The organism is Bauldia sp., from assembly GCA_037200845.1.
GTDB lineage: Bacteria > Pseudomonadota > Alphaproteobacteria > Rhizobiales > Kaistiaceae > DASZQY01.
Genome location: JBBCGQ010000001.1, coordinates 1,522,694 through 1,539,297, shown reverse-complemented (window position 1 = coordinate 1,539,297; position 16,604 = coordinate 1,522,694). Strand labels below are relative to the sequence as shown.

Genomic DNA, 16,604 nt, shown 5'->3' with positions numbered 1-16,604 from the left:
GCGCGGTGTTGCCGCGAAGCGGGCGCGACGCGGCGCGAGCGTCAGGTCGTCCCTCGGTGTCATGCCCGCGCAGGCGGGCATCCAGTACGCGTCGATGCGTCGGCGGGTACTGAGTCCCCGCCTGCGCGGGGACGACAGCGTGGGGATGCGGGCTCACCGCTTCACCTCCCACGTCGTTACGAGTTCGCCGGAGTTGGGGTCCTTCGAGTCTTTCAGGACGATGCCCATCGCGTCGAGTTCCTTGCGGATGCGATCGGCCTCGGCGAAGTTTTTCGCGGCGCGCGCCGTCTTGCGGGCGTCGACGAGCAATTTGATTTGCTCCGATCTGCCAACGTTAACGCTGCTGATAGCCTTCAACTGCTGTTGATGTGCGTCGAGGTCCAATCCCACAAACTGACAGTCTGCAAGCAACTGAGCGGCTGCCGTCGCTGCCTCGGCAGTGGCCGAACCAATAGTATCGGCGGAGAGCCGGCTCGCTTTCGAGGCAAGACTAAAGAGATGCTTCAGCGCGGCCGAGGTGTTCAGGTCGTCACATAGCGCGGCCACCAACTCTGCTGAAGGTTTTGGCGGGTTTGCACTTGGGTCGACATATTCAGTGAGACGCATCCAGTCGTCGAGGCGGTCCTCCATCTCAAGCGACCTTTCAAAAGTCCAGTCGATCGGCTTCGTATAATGCGTGGTCATCATCGCGAGACGCACTGTGGGACCGGTCCACGCTCGTCCTCCAAAAGCCTTCGTTTGCAGAAGGTCATGGATCGTCACAAAATTCCCCGTGCTCTTCGACATCTTCTCTCCCTCCACCTGGAGGAAGCCGTTGTGCAGCCAGTAGTTGGCCATCACGTCGGTGCCGTGGGCGCAGCGCGATTGCGCGATCTCGTTTTCGTGGTGCGGGAAGATCAGATCGATACCGCCGCCGTGGATGTCGAAGGTGTCGCCGAGCAGTGCGCCGGCCATCGCCGAGCACTCGATGTGCCAGCCCGGGCGGCCCATGCCCCATGGCGACGACCATGCCGGCTCGCCCGGCTTCGACGGCTTCCACAAGACAAAATCCATCGGGTCGCGCTTGTAGGGCGCGACCTCGACGCGGGCGCCGGCGATCATGTCATCGAGCGTGCGGTTGGAGAGCTTGCCGTAGTCGGGCATCGAGGGCACGTCGAACAGGACGTGGCCCTCGGCGGCGTAGGCGTGGCCGTTGGCGATGAGGTCGGCGATGAGGCGCAGCATGTCGGTCGGCGCCCTCTCGCGCTCGACGTAGTCGGTGGCGCGCGGCTCGTGCGTCGGGCGCAGGCAGCCCAGCGCGTCGACGTCGGCGTGGAACTGCGCCGTGGTCTTCTCCGTCACCTGCCGGATGGCGTCGTTCAGCGGCAGCCGCGGATATTCCTCCGCCGCGCGCGCGTTGATCTTGTCGTCCACGTCCGTGATGTTGCGGACGTAAGTGACGTGCTTCTCGCCATAGAGATGGCGGAGCAGACGGAACAGCACGTCGAAGACGATCAGCGGCCGGGCGTTGCCGATGTGGGCGAAGTCGTAGACCGTCGGGCCGCAGACGTACATGCGCACGTTGGCAGCATCGATCGGGACGAAGTCCTGCTTCGTCCGTGTCAGCGTGTTGTGGAGCCTGAGGCCCATAGACAAAATCCCTCGCCCGCCGGCCGGGCGATCGTCTCGTCTTCAGATGGGCAAAGAGAGGACGGCCTCAGCCAGCGCGTTGCTAGCCGGTAATAATGTTCGCCGAGATACAAATCGTGCGACGTGCCGTCATGGGCACCCCAATCGCCGATTTGGCGACAAAGGTCAAGATTTCGACATTGGCTTGCGTGAATTGATCCTTAGCGGCCATCTTCGGCGTGATGAGCGAATACCGCACCGACCAGCAGCGATTCCTCGATCCCGGCATCCGGAAGTTCTGGCCGAACTTCGTGGTCGCCGCGGTGCTGACGCCGCTGATGTGGGTGCTGCTCGTCGGCCTCACCCTGCCCGACGATGCGATCGGCTTCTACATCGTGGTCATCATCGCCGTGCCGCTGGCGCTGGCGCTGGTGCTGCTGCCGGCCTGGCGGCTGATCCGCAGGGAAGCCAGCAATGCCATCCGCGTCGCCGTTGCCGTGCTGGCGCTGCCGGCGCTCGGCATCTTTTTGTGGGGCGCGTACTGCGCGCTGTTGCTCGTCTCTCTCATCCTGACGGGCGACCTCTGATGGCGGCGCGCCTCGCCGCCTTCCTGCTCGCGGCGCTGTTCGCGCTGCCCGCGTATGCGGCCGTGGATCGCGCGGCGGTCGAGGTGCAGTTCCAGAACTGGATCGTCGCCACCGCGTGGCCCGAGGCAAAGGCGGCGAAAGTCTCGCGCGCCACCTTCGACCGCGCGTTCGCCGGCGTTACGCTCGACTGGACGATGCCCGATCTCATCCCGCCCGGCACCGAGGCCAAGCCGCCGGCGGTGGAGTGGCAGAATGAGTTCCGGTCGCCCGGCAACTATTTCGGCGAAAAGAATCTCGCGTCGCTCGCCGCCGTCGGCAAGGCGCGGCTGGAGCAGTGGAAGGACACACTGGGAGGAATCGAGAAGCAGTACGGCGTGCCGCGCGCGATCCTGCTCGCGATCTGGGCGAAGGAGACCGGATATGGTGCGGAGGCCCTGCCCCGCCCCGCCGTCCGCGCGCTCGCGACGGAAGCCTTCATGGGCCGGCGCGCCGATTTCTTCCGCGCCGAGCTCATCGCGGCGCTCGTCATCCTCGAAAACGGCGACATCGGCGTTGCCGGCATGCGCTCGTCGATGGCCGGCGCGCTCGGCCAGCCGCAGTTCATGCCGTCGCAGTTCCTGAAATTCGCGGCGGACGGCGACGGCGACGGGCATCGCGATATCTGGAAATCGGTGCCCGACACGCTCGCCTCCATCGCCCGCTATCTCGCGGGCAACGGCTGGGAGGGCGGGCGCGGCTGGGGCCTCGAAGCGAAAGTGCCGGCAGGCGTCGCGTGCTCGCTCGAGGGGCCGGAACAGTTCAAGCCGATGTCGGCGTGGGCGAAGCTCGGCATTACGCAGGTCGATGGCGCGCCGCTGCCGCGTGGCGACAGGCCGGTCGGGTTGCTGATGCCGGCCGGCCGGTTCGGCCCGGCGTTCATCGTCACGCCGAATTTCTACGTGCTGAAGAGGTACAACAACTCCGACCTCTACGGCCTCTACATCGGCAACCTCGCCGACCGTATCGCGGGCGTCGGTGCGGCCTTCGTCGCGCCGTGGGGCAGGGTCGGCGGGTTCGAGCGCGGCGACGTCAAGGCCATGCAGGATGCGCTGGTGCGCGACGGTTACGACGTCGGCAACGCCGACGGCCTCGTCGGCTTCAAGACGCGCATTGCTATCGGCCTCTGGCAGGCGAAGCATGGCGAGGCCGAGACCTGCTTTCCCGACGCCAACCACGTAAAGAACATCCGGTAGGAGCGGAAGATGCCCGCCACACCCCACGCCGAATCCCATTTCGCCGGCTCCGAAAGCGTCCGCGACGTCGTCATCGGCATGGCCGACGGCCTGACGGTGCCCTTCGCGCTCGCCGCCGGCCTCACCGCCGCGGTCGCCTCGACGCAGATCATCGTCACCGCCGGCCTCGCCGAAGTCGCGGCCGGCGCCATCGCCATGGGCCTCGGCGGCTATCTCGCGGCGCGCACCGACCAGGAGCACTACGCCACCGAAGAGGCGCGCGAATATCGCGAGATCCGCGAGCTGCGCGAGCGCGAGATCGAGGAGACGCAGGATATTTTTCGGGCGTACGGGCTGGAGGGCGAGCCGCTGCGGAACGTCGTCGCCGCCATCGCCGCCGACGGCAAGCGCTGGGTGGATTTCATGATGCGCTTCGAGCTTGGACTGGAACGCCCGAACCCGCGCCGCGCGCCGATCAGCGCCGCCACCATCGCGGTATCGTACATCGTCGGCGGCCTCATCCCGCTGGCGCCGTATTTTTTCACCGACGCGATACGCGTGGCGCTCGGCTGGTCGATCGGGCTGACGGGCGTCGCGCTGGTCGTGTTCGGCGGGGTGAAGGGGCAGCTCACCGGGCAGAACATGATCAAGTCAGGCGCGCAGACGCTGCTGGTCGGAGGATTGGCGGCGGGTGCCGCGTTCTATCTCGCGTCGTTGTTCGGCTAGGACCTGCCGCTCCTCCCCTCATCGTCAATCCGGCGAAAGCCGGAATCCGGCGCAGCAGGCGCGGCACGCTTGAGGCTCGCGCTGGACCCCGGCTTTCGCCGGGGTGACGAGTGAAGCTGTCGCCGGAAGCATTCTGCCGCCGACCGGCGAAGGTTCTCCGTCGGCGAGTAGTGACGGCATTCCGCGGCGACCGAGGACGCTTCGCCGCATCCGCAGCCCTTTCACTCCCACGAAATGTAATGTTATAACATTGCGGCTCGGGGCACATCGGACAGGCCGCCAACATGCATCGCATCATTCCCGCACTCGCTTTCCTCGCCCTTTCGGCGCTCCCTGCCCTCGCGGCGGAGCCCATTTCCATAGTCGCCGCCGAGAATTTCTACGGCGAGGCGGCGGCGGCCATCGGCGGCGACGGCGTCAAGGTCAGCAGCGTCATCGTCCAGCAGGGCACCGACCCGCACGACTACGAGCCGACGCCGTCGGTCGCGACCTCGGTTGCCGACGCCGGCGTCGTGATCCTCAACGGCGCCGACTACGACCCGTGGATGGGCCGGCTGGTCGATGCCAGCGCCAACGACACGCGCAAGGTCATCGACGTGGCCGCGCTCATCGGCCACAAGCCCGGCGATAACCCGCATGTCTGGTATGACCCGAAGGCGATGCCGGCGCTGGCCGACGCCATCGCCGATACGCTCGGCGCGCTCGATCCCGCCGGCAAGGCCGGATACGACGCGCGCCGCGACCAGTACCTCGCCTCGCTCGCGCCGATCCAGCAGAAGGTCGACCAGCTTCGCGCCGCGTTTGCCGGCACGCCGGTGACGGCGACCGAGCCGGTGTTCGGCTACATGGCCGAGGCGCTCGGCTTCAAGATGCAGAACGACGCCTTCCAGACCGCAATCATGAACGAGACCGAACCGTCGGCGGCGGCGATCGCCTCGATGGAGGACGACATCAAGAACGGCCGCGTGAAGGTGCTGTTCTATAATTCGCAGGTCGAGGATCCGCTGACGCAGCATCTCTCCGAGACAGCCAAGGCCGCGGGCGTTCCGGTGGTCGGTGTCACCGAGACGCTGCCGGAGGGGCAGACGTTCACGCAGTGGATGCTCGGCGAACTCGACGCCACGGCGAAAGCGCTCGGCGCGCCGGCATCTTGAACGCCATCGAACTCGACAACGTTTCGCTTTCGGTCGGCGGCGCGCCGGTCCTCTCGCGGATCGGCCTTGCCGTCGCGGAGGGTGAATTCGTCGGCGTGCTCGGCGCCAACGGGGCCGGCAAGACGACGCTGTTCCGCGCGCTGCTCGGCCTCAACCGGCCGACCGAGGGAAGCATCACCGTCCTCGGCAAGCCGGCGACGCGCGGCAATCCGGCGGTCGGCTACCTGCCGCAGGTGCGCACCACGCCGCCGGCCGTGCGGCTCGCCGGCCGCGATTTCCTCGCCGCCTCGATCGACGGACACCGCTACGGCCTACCCTTCCCTTCGCGCGCGGCGCAGCGCGACATCGATCGCGTGCTCGACGTCGTCCATGCCCGCGAGCTTGCCGAGCGGCCGCTGTCGGCGATGTCGGGCGGCGAGCGGCAACGGCTGCTGATCGCCGAGGCGCTGATCGGCAATCCGAAGCTGCTGCTGCTCGACGAGCCGCTGATCGGGCTCGATCCGCGCCAGCAGCAGGTGGTGGTGGAGCTGGTCCGCGACCTCGCCCGCGAACTGAAGCTGACGGTTCTGTTCAGCGCGCACGAGCTGAACCAGTTGCTGGGCGCCATCGACCGCGTGCTTTACCTCGGCCGCGGGCACGCGGCGCTCGGCACCGTCGACGACGTCATCACGCCGGAGGTGCTGACGCCGCTCTACGGCGCGCCGATCGAGGTCGTGCGCGCCGGCGGGCATATCTTCGTCATGTCCAAGGGGCAGGACATCGAGCGCGGGCACGCCCACGATCATGACCATCATCATCATGCGTAGGCCGGCGCGCTTCCCGCTTCCCCCGCGATGGCGGGGGCGCAGGTCATGGACAGGCGGCACCGCCTGTTGCTTGCGTCGCGATCGCATCCTGCCCACCTGGATCCCCGCTTTCGCGGGGAAGGCGGAGTTGTAGATGGGCAGCCTGTTCACCTACGACTTCGTACTACGCGCCTTCGCGGCGTCCGGCATCGTCGCCGTCGTCGCCGGCACCGTCGGCTATTTCCTCGTGTTGCGCGGCCAGACCTTCGCCGGCCACGCCCTTTCCCACATCGGCTTCGCTGGCGCGACGGGCGCGGCGCTGATCGGCGTGTCGCCGCTCGCCGGCCTGATCGTTTTCGTCGTCGCGGCCGGCACCGGGATCGGCCTGCTCGGCGAGCGCGTCAGCGGGCGCGACGTCACCATCGGCATGGTGCTGTCGGTCTCGCTGGGCTTCGGCCTCCTGTTCCTGAGCCTCACCACCAGCCACGCCACCGCGGCGACGACGCTGTTGTTCGGCAACGTGCTGGCGGTGACGCCGTCGATGCTGGCGACGCTGGCGCTGCTCGGCATCGTGACGCTCGCGGCGCTCGGCTGGATCAGCCGGCCGCTGGTGTTCGTCACCCTCCAGCCGGAGCTGGCCGAAGCCAAGGGCGTATCGGCACGGGCGATCGGCACGCTGTTCCTGGCGCTGGTCGCGCTCGCCACCGCCCAGTCGATCCAGATCGTGGGCGTGCTGCTGGTGTTCACGCTGATGGTCGGGCCGCCGGCCGCCGCCCAGCTTCTCACCCGCCGCCTCGGCCTCGGTATCGCGCTGTCGGCGCTGCTCGCCCTGGCGCAGGCGTGGCTGGGCATCGTCATCGCGTTTTACACGAACTGGCCGACGTCGTTCTGGATCGCGGCGCTATCGACTCTGGTCTATGCCGGGGCGGCGGCAATGGCGCGCTTCCGCCAGAATTGACCCGATTCAGCGACGCGCTCATACTCCCACGCGGGCGGGGGTCCGTTTGGCCGGCGCGGCAAAGCGCCGGATGGCGAGCCTGAGATGGGACTTCTGCGATTCAGAGCGACGGTGGCGGCTTTCGCCTTGCTGGCGGCCGGGGCGACGGTCGCCGAGGCGCAGAGCAATGTCTGCGTCGATCTCGAGGCGCGGCTGATCCAGCTCGATCGCGGCGCGCAGGGCGACGGCGGCAACGCGCGCCAGTACGACGTGCCGATCGCCCAACAGAAAAGCGAGATCGACCGCGCCACCGCCGAAGCGCGCCGCGCCGGCTGCATGGGCGGCTTCCTCATCTTCCAGCCGACGCCCGAGGCCAAGTGCGGCAAGCTGATGGCGACCCTCAACAAGATGCAGGCCAACCTGCAACGACTGACGAGCGAGCGCGGCCAGTTCGACAACGACCCCTACAACATCGCGCGCGAGCGCAGCGCCGTGCTGCAGGGCCTGGCGCAGAACCGCTGCGGCCCGAGCTACGCCTCGAACGACGACAACAGCTTCCAGGCGCCGACCGGCGGCCTGTTCGCCAGCCTGTTCGGCCCGCGCGTGCGCACCTTCGACGACAATGCGCCGTTCTCGCAGGGCACCGGCCTCGGCACCTACCGGACGCTGTGCGTGCGCACCTGCGACGGCTTCTATTTCCCGATCAGCTTCTCTACCGTGCCCGGCCAGTTCCAGGCCGACGCATCGACCTGCCAGGCGATGTGCCCCGGCACGGAGACCGTGCTCTACACCCACCGCAATCCCGGCGAGGACACCGACCAGATGGTGTCGCTCTCCGGCGAGCCCTACACGTCGCTGCCGAATGCCTACAAATTCCGCACGTCGTACGACAAGGCCTGCACCTGCGGCTCGGTGGCATCGATAAGCAGCGAGGGATTCTCCGAATTCCCGTCGAACGGCACGCTCGACCCGATGGCGACGGCGCCCGCCGCCGCCTCGGCTCCCCTGCCGAACCTAAAGCCGGCGCTGGGCGAGGACCCCGAGACCATCGCCAACCGCGCCGGCGGCTTTGTTCCCAAGCCGATCGTGCCGTCCGATGCCACCGATTCGCAGACCACGGTCTCGGCGGACGGCTCGAAGAAGATCAGGATCGTCGGTCCGTCCTACTATTACGGCCAATAGGGCCGGGCTGCGGCAATTCAAGGCTTTCCCGCGGCGCCCGCGTCTGCCAGAAAGACCCGTCGAATCTGCGGAGCCTTTGAAGCGATGAACGGGACGATCCGGGCAGCTTTCCTTTCGCTCGCCGCCGGTGCGGCGCTTTCGGCGCTCGCCGGGTGCACCGACACGACCGCGCCGCTGCCGGTGCTCGACCCGCCGAAGGTCATGTACGGCGCGACGGTCGACGACGGCTTCAAGGTCAACGCGATCAACATCAAGCGGATCGACCCGCAGTATCTGCGCCAGGTGGTCGACACGCCCGAGTCGATCCCGAACGAGGAAGGCACGATCGTCGTCGATCCGGCGCACCGTTTCCTCTACCTCATCCTCGCCGGCGGCAAGTCGATGCGCTACGGCATCGGCGTCGGCCGCGACGGATTTGCCTGGTCGGGCACCGCCGTGATCAAGGACAAGCAGCACTGGCCGAAGTGGTTTCCGCCGAAGGAGATGGTCGCGCGCGACCCGCGCCTGAAGCCGGTCGCCGACGGACAGGACGGCGGCCCGCGCAATCCGCTCGGCGCCCGCGCGCTCTATCTCTGGCAGGGCAACGTCGACACGCTCTATCGCCTGCACGGCACCACCGACCCGTCGAGCATCGGCACGGCGGCTTCCTCGGGCTGCGTGCGCCTGTTCAACCAGGACATCATCGATCTCTACGAGCGCGTGCCGACCGGAACGAAGGTTGTGGTGTTGCCGGACCCGAGCGAGAGGCCGGCGGAGCCCAATCTCGTCACGGAGATTTTCGGCAAGCCGCTGCCGGCGTCGAAGATTTAGCGCACGATCCGCCTTCCCCGCGAAGGCGACAGCCCCCTCACCCTTCGCCTCTAGTTCGCTCCGCTCACAAGAGCCGAAGCCCTCTCCCACAAGAGGAGAGGGGACTATGCCGCGCTGCCCGTTGGTCCGCTCGCCCCTTGTGGGACAGGGCTCTCTCTTGGCAGGCAATCGAGCCTAGAGAAAGAGGGCGAGGGGCGCTTGGGTTCGGAGACGCGCGGAGGATCGATCACCGCACTACCGTTATCCGTGACGCCGCCCGCGTGATGCCGGTGTAGAGCCACCGCGCCCGGTGCTCCCGGAAGGCGAAGCTTTCATCGAACAGCACGATGTCGTCCCACTGCGAGCCCTGCGCCTTGTGGACCGTCAGGACGTAGCCGAAATCGAACTCGTCGGAGCGGCGGCGCTCGGCAAACGGCAGCGCGTCCGCGGTGCCGTCGAAGAAGGCCGGGTTGATAGACACCACCGCCTTGTCCTTGCCGGACTCCTCTTCCTCCGGCGTGAGCGTGTAGCGCAGCAGGCCCTTGCGCGGCTTGCGCACCTTGTCGACCGCCCACAGACTGCCGTTGAGCAGGCCGCGCTTCCGGTTGTTGCGCAGGCACACGAGGACGTCGCCGGCGACCGGCACGGGGCCGGTCTTCTCCATCAGCGCGCGGATGCGGCCGTTGTAGGCGCGGCGGGTGTTGTTCCTCCCGACCAGCACCTGATCGGCCGCCAGCACATCCTCCTGCTCGATGTCGTCGCGGCCGACGACGCGGCTGCCGCCGTAGGATCCCTCCTCCAGCTTGCCGCCCTCGCGGATCACCATCGACATGCGGATGATCGGATTCTCGGCCGCCTGGCGATGCACCTCGGTCAGCATCACATCCGGCTCGGCGGAGGTGAAGTAGCCGCCGCCGGCGACCGGCGGGAGTTGCGCCGGGTCGCCCAGCACCAGCACCGGCCGGCCGAACGACAGCAGATCGACGGCGAGCGGCTCGTCGACCATGGAGCATTCGTCGATGATGATCAGCCCGACCTTGCCGGCTTCGCTGTCGTTATTCAGCGCGAACGTCGGCCCGTTCTCGTCCTCGCCGCGCGAGCGATAGATCAGGCTGTGGATGGTGGAGGCGCCGACGCAGCCCTTGTTGCGCATCACGTGCGCCGCCTTGCCGGTGTAGGCGGCATAGGCGACGCCGCCGTCGGCGCTCTCGGCGATGTGCCGCGCCAGCGTCGTCTTGCCGGTGCCGGCATAGCCGAACAGGCGGAACACCTGCGGCTCGCCGGCCTTCAGCCACTCCGCCACGGCCTTCAGCGCGGCGTCCTGTTGCGGCGACCACTGCATCAGATCAAGGTTGACGTTTGTATGTACAAATGTACATTGCGCGAATGGAAGCTTTCGCCGGCTTCGACTGGGATGACGGCAATCGTGACAAGTGCACGAAACACGGCGTCTCGATTGACGAGATCGAGAGCGTGTTCGAAGCACCCACAGTCATCATTCCCGATCTGGCTCATTCGCTGGCGGAGCAGCGAAAGCGCATCATCGGCCGGGCGTACAGCGGCCGCCACGTCTTCGTTGTCTTCACATTGCGAAAGCGGCTGGGCGAAACTTACGTCCGCCCGATCAGCGCAAGGTACATGCATCGCAAAGAGGCCTCAAACTATGAAGAAGCGAACCCGGATATTGAAGCAGATTCCTAGCTTCAAGAGTGATGACGAAGCCGAGGAATTCGTGGCGACTGCGGACTTGTCGGAATACGACCTGCGCGGCGAAGTCGTCCGCTTCGAGTTCCAGCCTAAGTCGGCGCGGGTGAATATGCGCCTGCCGGAGACGCTGGTGAAGACGCTGAAGGAGCGCGCGAAAAAACAGGGCATTCCCTACCAGCGCTATACACGCGAGATGATCGAGCTCGGCCTGTCGGCGAGTTCGAAGCGCAAGGCCGGCTAGCCGCGATCGCGGAACTTGTTCGTGATCGGGTAGCGCCGGTCGCGGCCGAAGTTTCGGCGCGTGATCTTCACTCCGGGCGCGGCCTGGCGGCGCTTGTATTCGGCGAGGTAGAGCAGCCGCTCGACCTTGCGCACCGTCGCTTCGTCGTGGCCGCGGGTAACGACCTCGGCGATGCGCATTTCGCCTTCGACCAGGCACTCCAGGATATCGTCGAGCACCTCATAGGGCGGCAGCGAGTCCTGGTCGGTCTGGTTGGGGCGGAGTTCCGCCGTCGGGGGGCGGGTGATGACGTTCTCCGGAATGATGCGGCCGGCCGGCCCTAGCGCATCCTTCGGCTGATGCATATTGCGCCAGCGGGCGAGGTCGTAGACCTCGGTCTTGTACAGGTCCTTCACCGGATTGAAGCCGCCGTTCATGTCGCCGTAGAGCGTGGCGTAGCCGACCGACATCTCGGACTTGTTGCCGGTGGTGACGACCATCGAGCCCATCTTATTGGAGATCGCCATCAGGATGGTGCCGCGGGCGCGCGACTGGAGATTCTCTTCCGTGATGTCGGCCTTCGTGCCGGCGAAGATCGGGCCGAGCGCCTTGGTGAAGCCTTCCACCGGGGACTCGATCGGCACGATGTCGTAGCGGACGCCGAGCGTCTCGGCGATCGTCTGGGCGTCGCTGAGACTCTCGTTCGAGGTGTAGCGATAGGGCAGCATCACGCAGTGGACGCGATCCTTGCCGAGCGCATCGACGGCCATTGCGGCAACCACCGCGGAGTCGATGCCGCCTGAGAGGCCGAGGACGACGCCGGGGAAGCCGTTCTTGTTGACGTAGTCGCGCAGGCCCATGACGCAGGCGCGCCAGTTGGCTTCGTCGATGTCGGGAACCGGCGCTTTCGGCCCGTCGGTGCAGCGCCATTTGCCACCGGTTTTCTGCCACGTGGTGACCGCGATGCCGGCCTCGAGCTGCGGCATCTGGAAGGCCAGCGTGCGGTCGCCGTGGAAGCCGAAGGAGCCGCCATCGAAGACCAGCTCGTCCTGGCCGCCGCACTGGTTGACGTAGATCAGCGGCAGCCCGGTCTCGACGATGCGGGCGAGCGCCACCTGATGACGGACGTCCTCCTTACCCTGCCAGTAGGGCGAGCCGTTCGGGCTGATCAGTATCTCGGCGCCGGTTTCAGCCAAGCATTCCGGTACTTGCTCGAACCAGATGTCCTCGCAGATCGGCAGGCCGAGGCGCAGGCCGCGGAAGCCGACCGGACCGGGGAGCGGTCCAACGGCAAAGACCCGGAGCTCGTCGAAGACGCCGTAGTTGGGCAGCTCGACCTTGAAGCGGATGCCTTCGATCTTGCCGCCGTCGAGCAGCGCCACCGCGTTGTAGACCTTGCCGTCCTGCGGCCACGGAGAGCCGACGACGATGCCGGGGCCGCCATCGGCGGTATCGAGCGCCAGCGTCTCGACCGCGCGCTTGCAGGCATCCTGGAACGCCGGCTTCAGCACCAGATCCTCGGGCGGGTAGCCGGCGATGAACAGCTCGGACAGCACGAGCAGATCGGCGCCGGCGGCAGCGGCCTCGGCGCGCGCGGCGCGGGCCTTCCTGAGGTTGCCGTCGATGTCGCCGACGGTCGAATCGAGCTGGGCGACGGCGATCTTGATGGTGTCGGTCAGTGCCATGCGCGCGGTGTAGCGCGCGGCGCGTGGCCGGGCAAATCAGCCAACGGCCTCGGCCAATAGCTCCAGCGTCCGCGCGCGGGCGAGCCTGGCGCTGGCGGCCTCGTAGGCGTGGTTGCCTTCGCGGTTGAAGGCGTGGCCGGCGGCCGGGTAGGTGAAGACCTGCACCTTCTTCGGATCGGTCGCCGCGCGAATCTTCTCGACGTCGGATAGCGGGATGCCCTGGTCCTTCTCGCCGTAGTGCAGCATCACCGGGCACGGCGGCCGCTCGTCGAGGTGCTTCGACACCATGCCGCCGTAATACCCGATCGCGGCGGAGAGGCCCGGTACGCGGGCGCCGCCGATCCAGGCGAGCGAGCCGCCGTAGCAGTAGCCGACGATCGCGACCTTGCCCTCGCCCTTCAGCGCATCGACTGCGGCGGCGATGTCGAGGATCGTTTCTTCCAGCGGAATTTTGGCGCGGAGCGCGACGCCCTTGTCGATGTCGGGCTTGTCGTAGCTGAGCTGCGCATCGCGCTCGGCACGGTCGAAGATCGCCGGCGAGAGCACGCGGTAGCCGTCGGCGGCGTAGCCGTCGCAGACGTGCTGGATGTGCGCGTTGACGCCGAAGATTTCCTGGATGACGACGAGGCCGCCCCTCGCCTTCCCCGCCGGCTTCGCCTCGTACGCGCCCAGCGTAAAGCCGTCGGACGCCTTCAGCTTGATCATCGTGCCCATGGTCGTCTCCCTGTTTTTCGGGATGCTACGACCATGGGACAGATGCCGGAAGAGGCACCGTCGCCGCGGCTAGGCGCGTATCTCCTGTCGCTGGAAAGTGACGTAGGCGATGGTGAACACCACCAGCATCGTCGCGACCAATCCGGCAAGTTGCGGCCAGATGAGCAGCGCGCTTTGCGAGAACGGCAGCGGCGAACCCAGCACCGCGCCCTTCAACTGGCTTAGGAAGATGACACCGAAGGTGCGCGTGTTCGGGTTGAGCAGGCCGAGCGTCATCTCACCGTAAAGGGTATTCGGCGACAGGCGCGAGACGTTGCCGTCAAGCGTCAGGTTGGCGATCTGCGAGGCCTGATCGAGCAGGTTCACCGGCGCGAAGGCGTTGGCGACGAGCGGCGTGATCATCGACCAGAAGATCGAGAACAGCAGCCACAGCGTCAGCGCGGCCAGCGCCGATGTCGCCGGGGAACGGAACAGCGTCGAGAAAAGCAGCGCCACCGCCAGCCAGACGCCCGAGTAGACCAGCGACACGAACAGGAAGCTCAGGCCGCGCAGTACTTCCTCGCCGCTCGGCGGCAGGCCGAGGAAGAGGATGCCGAGGCCGGTCATCAGCAGCCACAGCGTGATCAGGCAGATGGCCAGCACGATGATGCCGCCGAGGAACTTTCCGGTGAGCACCGCGTCGCGATAGATCGGCTGTGCCAGGATGCGGCTCATGGTGCGGCGGCTATATTCGCCGTTGATCGCGTCGAAGGCGAGCGCGATGGCGACCAGCGGCAGCAGGAAGCCGAGGAAGGCGACGAACGAGGGCAGCGGGTCCTGCGCCGTGGTGAACAGGCGGAGGAACAGGAACTGATCCTGCGCCGTCGTATTCTTGATCTGGCCGATGGCGCCGTAGATGGCGCCGCCGGCGGTGAGCAGCACGAGCAGCATGACGAGATGCATGCGGATGCTGGTCAGGTGATCGGCGGCCTCCTTGAGGGCGACCGTCGCGAGCCCGGTAAAGGGCGAGCCTTCACGCCGCATTGGCCACTCCCTCACTCGCCGCCTGCTCGAAATAGCGCACGTAGACCTCGTCCAGCCCGGCGCGGCGGAGCGCCATGTTGCGGAGCTGGCCGCCGGCACCGATGACGCGGCGCGCGATCTCCGGCCGCAGGTCGCGGTCGGCGTCGACGCGCGAGACGGCGCCGGTCATCGCGGTAACGCCGCCGATGCCCTCGACGCCGGCGAGCGTCTGGCGGAGGTCGATGCCCTCGGCTTCGACCTCGACGATGAAGTCGCCGCCGAGCACCTGGCGGGCGAGGTCGCCGACCTTGCCGATGAGGCCGATCTTGCCTTTGCGAAACAACGCGACGCGATCGCAGATCGTCTCGACGAGGCCGAGAAGATGCGAGGAGAGCAGGATGGTGATGCCGTCGCGGCGCAACTCGCCGATCAGCGTCAGCAGCTCCTGCGTCGCCTGCGGGTCGAGGCCGTTGGTCGGCTCGTCGAGGATCGCGATCTGCGGCTCCTTGAGCAGCACCTCGGCGAGGCCGAGGCGCTGGCGCATGCCGTGCGAGTAGGTGTTGGTGCGGCGGTTGGCGACGTCGGCAAGGCCGACGCGGGCGAGCCCCGCCTCGATGCGCTTCTTCGCCTCGCCCGACTCGATGCCCGCGAGGCGGGCCGAATAGGCGAGATTCTCGCGCGCCGACAGGTTGTCGTAGAAGCCGACCGAGTCCGGCAGGTAACCGACGCGGCGCTTGACCTCGAGCGGATTGCGCAGCGGATCGAAGCCGACGACCTTGACGGTGCCGCCCGACGGTTCGGTCAGGCCGAGCAGCATCAGGATGGTCGTCGTCTTGCCCGAGCCGTTCGGCCCGAGCAGGCCGAACACCTCGCCGGCCTCGACCTGGAGGTCGATGCCATCGACGGCGACCGACTTGCCGTAGCGCTTGGTCAGCCCCGCCGTCTCGATGACGACGGCGCTCATCGACGGCCGTACCGGGTGACCGCGGCGGCGAGCACGATGACCGCCGCACCGATGATGCCGAGGCCGGCGACGCCCCAGAGCGTCGAGGTCAGCACGGTGACGCGGTAGCTGGTCGACTGGTAGGCGCCGCCGCCCGAGGCCGAGATGGCGACCATGTAGTCGCCGGCGATGGCGTTGTCCGGCGGCGTCATGTTGATCGACAGATCGACGTCCTGGCCGGCGTCGATGGTCGCCAGCTCCTTCGGCTCGAACTCGACCTTCCAGCCGGTCGGCGCGGTGGCGTTGAACTTGACGTCGGCGGCGGGCGCCGTGCCGGAGTTGTGCAGCGTCAGCTTGAAGGTGCTCTCCTTGCCGGCGGTGGCGTTGCCGGACAGGCGCCCTTCCGGCGCGTTGAGGTCGAAGGTCGGCTGGCCGGTGACGTCGAGGACGAGCGGCGTGGCGGCCTGCGCCTTCGGGCTCGCGGCCTGCACGGCCACCTGATACTGCCCGGCGGCGATATCCTGAGGCAGCTTGACGCTGACCTTCAGGCTCTTGGTCTCGCCGGCCTTGATCGGAATGCTGGTGAGCTGCTGGGTGCCGTACTGCTCGGCGAAGGTGACCTGGAAGCCCGCGGGGCCATCGGCGACGAGGTTGAAGGTCTGGTCGGCAGCGGAATCATTCTTCACATCGACGTCGAAGTCGAAGGCCGAGGTCGGCGTACCGCGGAGCGCCGGCAGTTTCGGGACGACCGTCACGGCGTCGGGCTTGGCTTCGAGGAACACGACCTGGATCGGCAAGGTCAGCGTGCCGGTGTCGGTCTTGCCGATGACCTGCAGGTCGTATGGCGTGTTCGTCTTGGTGTCGGCGGACGGCACCAGCTTCAGCGTCAGGGGCTGAGTGGAATCCGGGCTGACCATCGCGGCGCCGATGACGCTGCCGCCGCCGTCGATCTCGCGGCCCCAGCCGGCCGGCAGGTTGGCGACGGAGAGTTCGACGCGGGTCGGCGGCAGGCCGCGGTTCTGGAGCGTGAGATCGAGGTTGAGGGGATCGCCGACGCGAACGACGCGGAGCGGGAACGACGTCGTGAGCCACAGGCCCTGCAGCGCGGGACCGGAGGCGGGCGGCAGCGGCGCGGCGGCCGGTGCGGTGGTCGTGGTCGTATCCACCGACTGCGCAAACGCGCCGGGCGCGAAGGCCAGCGCCGCGAGAGCGGCGGCGACGAGAAGCGTGCGTGCACGAAGCATGGTCATTTCCCCTTGGGACAAGTCCATCGCGAGGGGAGAGTCACCTGCCGCCGATCGGCAGTCGGCTTCTCCCCCCGAAAAGCGGCTGAAAACTTGGTTCTGATTGTGGC

General features: G+C 67.3%; 17 protein-coding genes. 10 read left to right on the top strand and 7 right to left on the bottom strand.

The features are described 5' to 3' along the window. Nucleotides 1-153: 153 nt before the first annotated feature. Nucleotides 154-1,629, bottom strand: a complete 1,476-nt coding sequence (gene cysS / locus WDM94_07445) for a cysteine--tRNA ligase (GenBank protein ID MEJ0012455.1) — start codon at nucleotides 1,627-1,629, stop codon at nucleotides 154-156. A gap of 221 nt (nucleotides 1,630-1,850) precedes the next feature. Between cysS and WDM94_07440 the strand changes: the two genes are divergently transcribed. The 8 genes from WDM94_07440 to WDM94_07405 all read left to right on the top strand — a co-directional run bounded on the left by WDM94_07440 (nucleotide 1,851) and on the right by WDM94_07405 (nucleotide 9,000). After that, the gene (locus tag WDM94_07440; protein ID MEJ0012454.1) at nucleotides 1,851-2,195 is read left to right on the top strand and encodes a hypothetical protein; all 345 of its coding nucleotides are present in this window, start codon (nucleotides 1,851-1,853) and stop codon (nucleotides 2,193-2,195) included. Continuing rightward, nucleotides 2,195-3,427 (top strand): lytic murein transglycosylase, encoded by a 1,233-nt coding sequence (locus WDM94_07435; GenBank protein MEJ0012453.1) that lies wholly within the window; start codon nucleotides 2,195-2,197, stop codon nucleotides 3,425-3,427. The genes WDM94_07440 and WDM94_07435 overlap by 1 nt, the downstream gene beginning before the upstream one ends. A gap of 9 nt (nucleotides 3,428-3,436) precedes the next feature. Continuing rightward, a complete protein-coding gene (locus WDM94_07430) occupies nucleotides 3,437-4,132 on the top strand; it encodes a VIT1/CCC1 transporter family protein (GenBank protein ID MEJ0012452.1) in 696 nt (231 codons plus the stop codon). Nucleotides 4,133-4,416: 284 nt separating this feature from the next. Then, a complete protein-coding gene (locus WDM94_07425; protein MEJ0012451.1) occupies nucleotides 4,417-5,286 on the top strand; it encodes a zinc ABC transporter substrate-binding protein in 870 nt (289 codons plus the stop codon). Further along, nucleotides 5,283-6,092 (top strand): ATP-binding cassette domain-containing protein, encoded by an 810-nt coding sequence (locus WDM94_07420; GenBank protein MEJ0012450.1) that lies wholly within the window; start codon nucleotides 5,283-5,285, stop codon nucleotides 6,090-6,092. Before WDM94_07425 ends, WDM94_07420 begins: the two co-directional genes overlap by 4 nt. 133 nt (nucleotides 6,093-6,225) lie before the next feature. Then, nucleotides 6,226-7,029, top strand: coding sequence for a metal ABC transporter permease (locus tag WDM94_07415; protein MEJ0012449.1), 804 nt, complete (start codon nucleotides 6,226-6,228; stop codon nucleotides 7,027-7,029). 111 nt (nucleotides 7,030-7,140) lie between these two features. Continuing rightward, entirely contained in the window at nucleotides 7,141-8,190 is a 1,050-nt protein-coding gene (locus tag WDM94_07410; GenBank protein MEJ0012448.1) for a DUF2865 domain-containing protein, read from the top strand. Nucleotides 8,191-8,274: 84 nt separating this feature from the next. Continuing rightward, nucleotides 8,275-9,000, top strand: a complete 726-nt coding sequence (locus tag WDM94_07405) for a L,D-transpeptidase (protein ID MEJ0012447.1) — start codon at nucleotides 8,275-8,277, stop codon at nucleotides 8,998-9,000. Between the two features lie 226 nt (nucleotides 9,001-9,226). Here the strand turns inward: WDM94_07405 and WDM94_07400 are convergent, their stop codons facing one another. Further along, entirely contained in the window at nucleotides 9,227-10,321 is a 1,095-nt protein-coding gene (locus tag WDM94_07400; protein MEJ0012446.1) for an AAA family ATPase, read from the bottom strand. A gap of 44 nt (nucleotides 10,322-10,365) precedes the next feature. Between WDM94_07400 and WDM94_07395 the strand changes: the two genes are divergently transcribed. Together WDM94_07395 and WDM94_07390 are read left to right on the top strand one after the other, a co-directional pair. Further along, complete coding sequence (locus tag WDM94_07395) at nucleotides 10,366-10,680, top strand: BrnT family toxin (GenBank protein MEJ0012445.1); 315 nt, start codon at nucleotides 10,366-10,368, stop codon at nucleotides 10,678-10,680. A gap of 31 nt (nucleotides 10,681-10,711) precedes the next feature. Further along, on the top strand, nucleotides 10,712-10,927 hold the full coding sequence (locus tag WDM94_07390; protein MEJ0012444.1) for a CopG family antitoxin: 216 nt from the start codon (nucleotides 10,712-10,714) through the stop codon (nucleotides 10,925-10,927). On the opposite strand, the gene WDM94_07385 is transcribed toward WDM94_07390, so the two are convergent. From WDM94_07385 to WDM94_07365, 5 genes are all read right to left on the bottom strand, one after another. After that, complete coding sequence (locus tag WDM94_07385) at nucleotides 10,924-12,591, bottom strand: NAD+ synthase (GenBank protein MEJ0012443.1); 1,668 nt, start codon at nucleotides 12,589-12,591, stop codon at nucleotides 10,924-10,926. The genes WDM94_07390 and WDM94_07385 overlap by 4 nt on opposite strands. A gap of 36 nt (nucleotides 12,592-12,627) precedes the next feature. Continuing rightward, the gene (locus WDM94_07380) at nucleotides 12,628-13,305 is read right to left on the bottom strand and encodes a dienelactone hydrolase family protein (GenBank protein MEJ0012442.1); all 678 of its coding nucleotides are present in this window, start codon (nucleotides 13,303-13,305) and stop codon (nucleotides 12,628-12,630) included. A 69-nt stretch (nucleotides 13,306-13,374) separates the two neighbouring features. Further along, entirely contained in the window at nucleotides 13,375-14,328 is a 954-nt protein-coding gene (locus WDM94_07375) for an ABC transporter permease subunit (GenBank protein MEJ0012441.1), read from the bottom strand. Beyond that, nucleotides 14,318-15,271 carry an ABC transporter ATP-binding protein gene (locus tag WDM94_07370; GenBank protein MEJ0012440.1) on the bottom strand — a complete coding sequence of 318 codons (954 nt, stop codon included), beginning with the start codon at nucleotides 15,269-15,271 and terminating at the stop codon, nucleotides 14,318-14,320. The genes WDM94_07375 and WDM94_07370 overlap by 11 nt, the downstream gene beginning before the upstream one ends. Beyond that, nucleotides 15,268-16,494, bottom strand: a complete 1,227-nt coding sequence (locus WDM94_07365) for an NEW3 domain-containing protein (GenBank protein MEJ0012439.1) — start codon at nucleotides 16,492-16,494, stop codon at nucleotides 15,268-15,270. The genes WDM94_07370 and WDM94_07365 overlap by 4 nt, the downstream gene beginning before the upstream one ends. Nucleotides 16,495-16,604 lie beyond the last annotated feature (110 nt).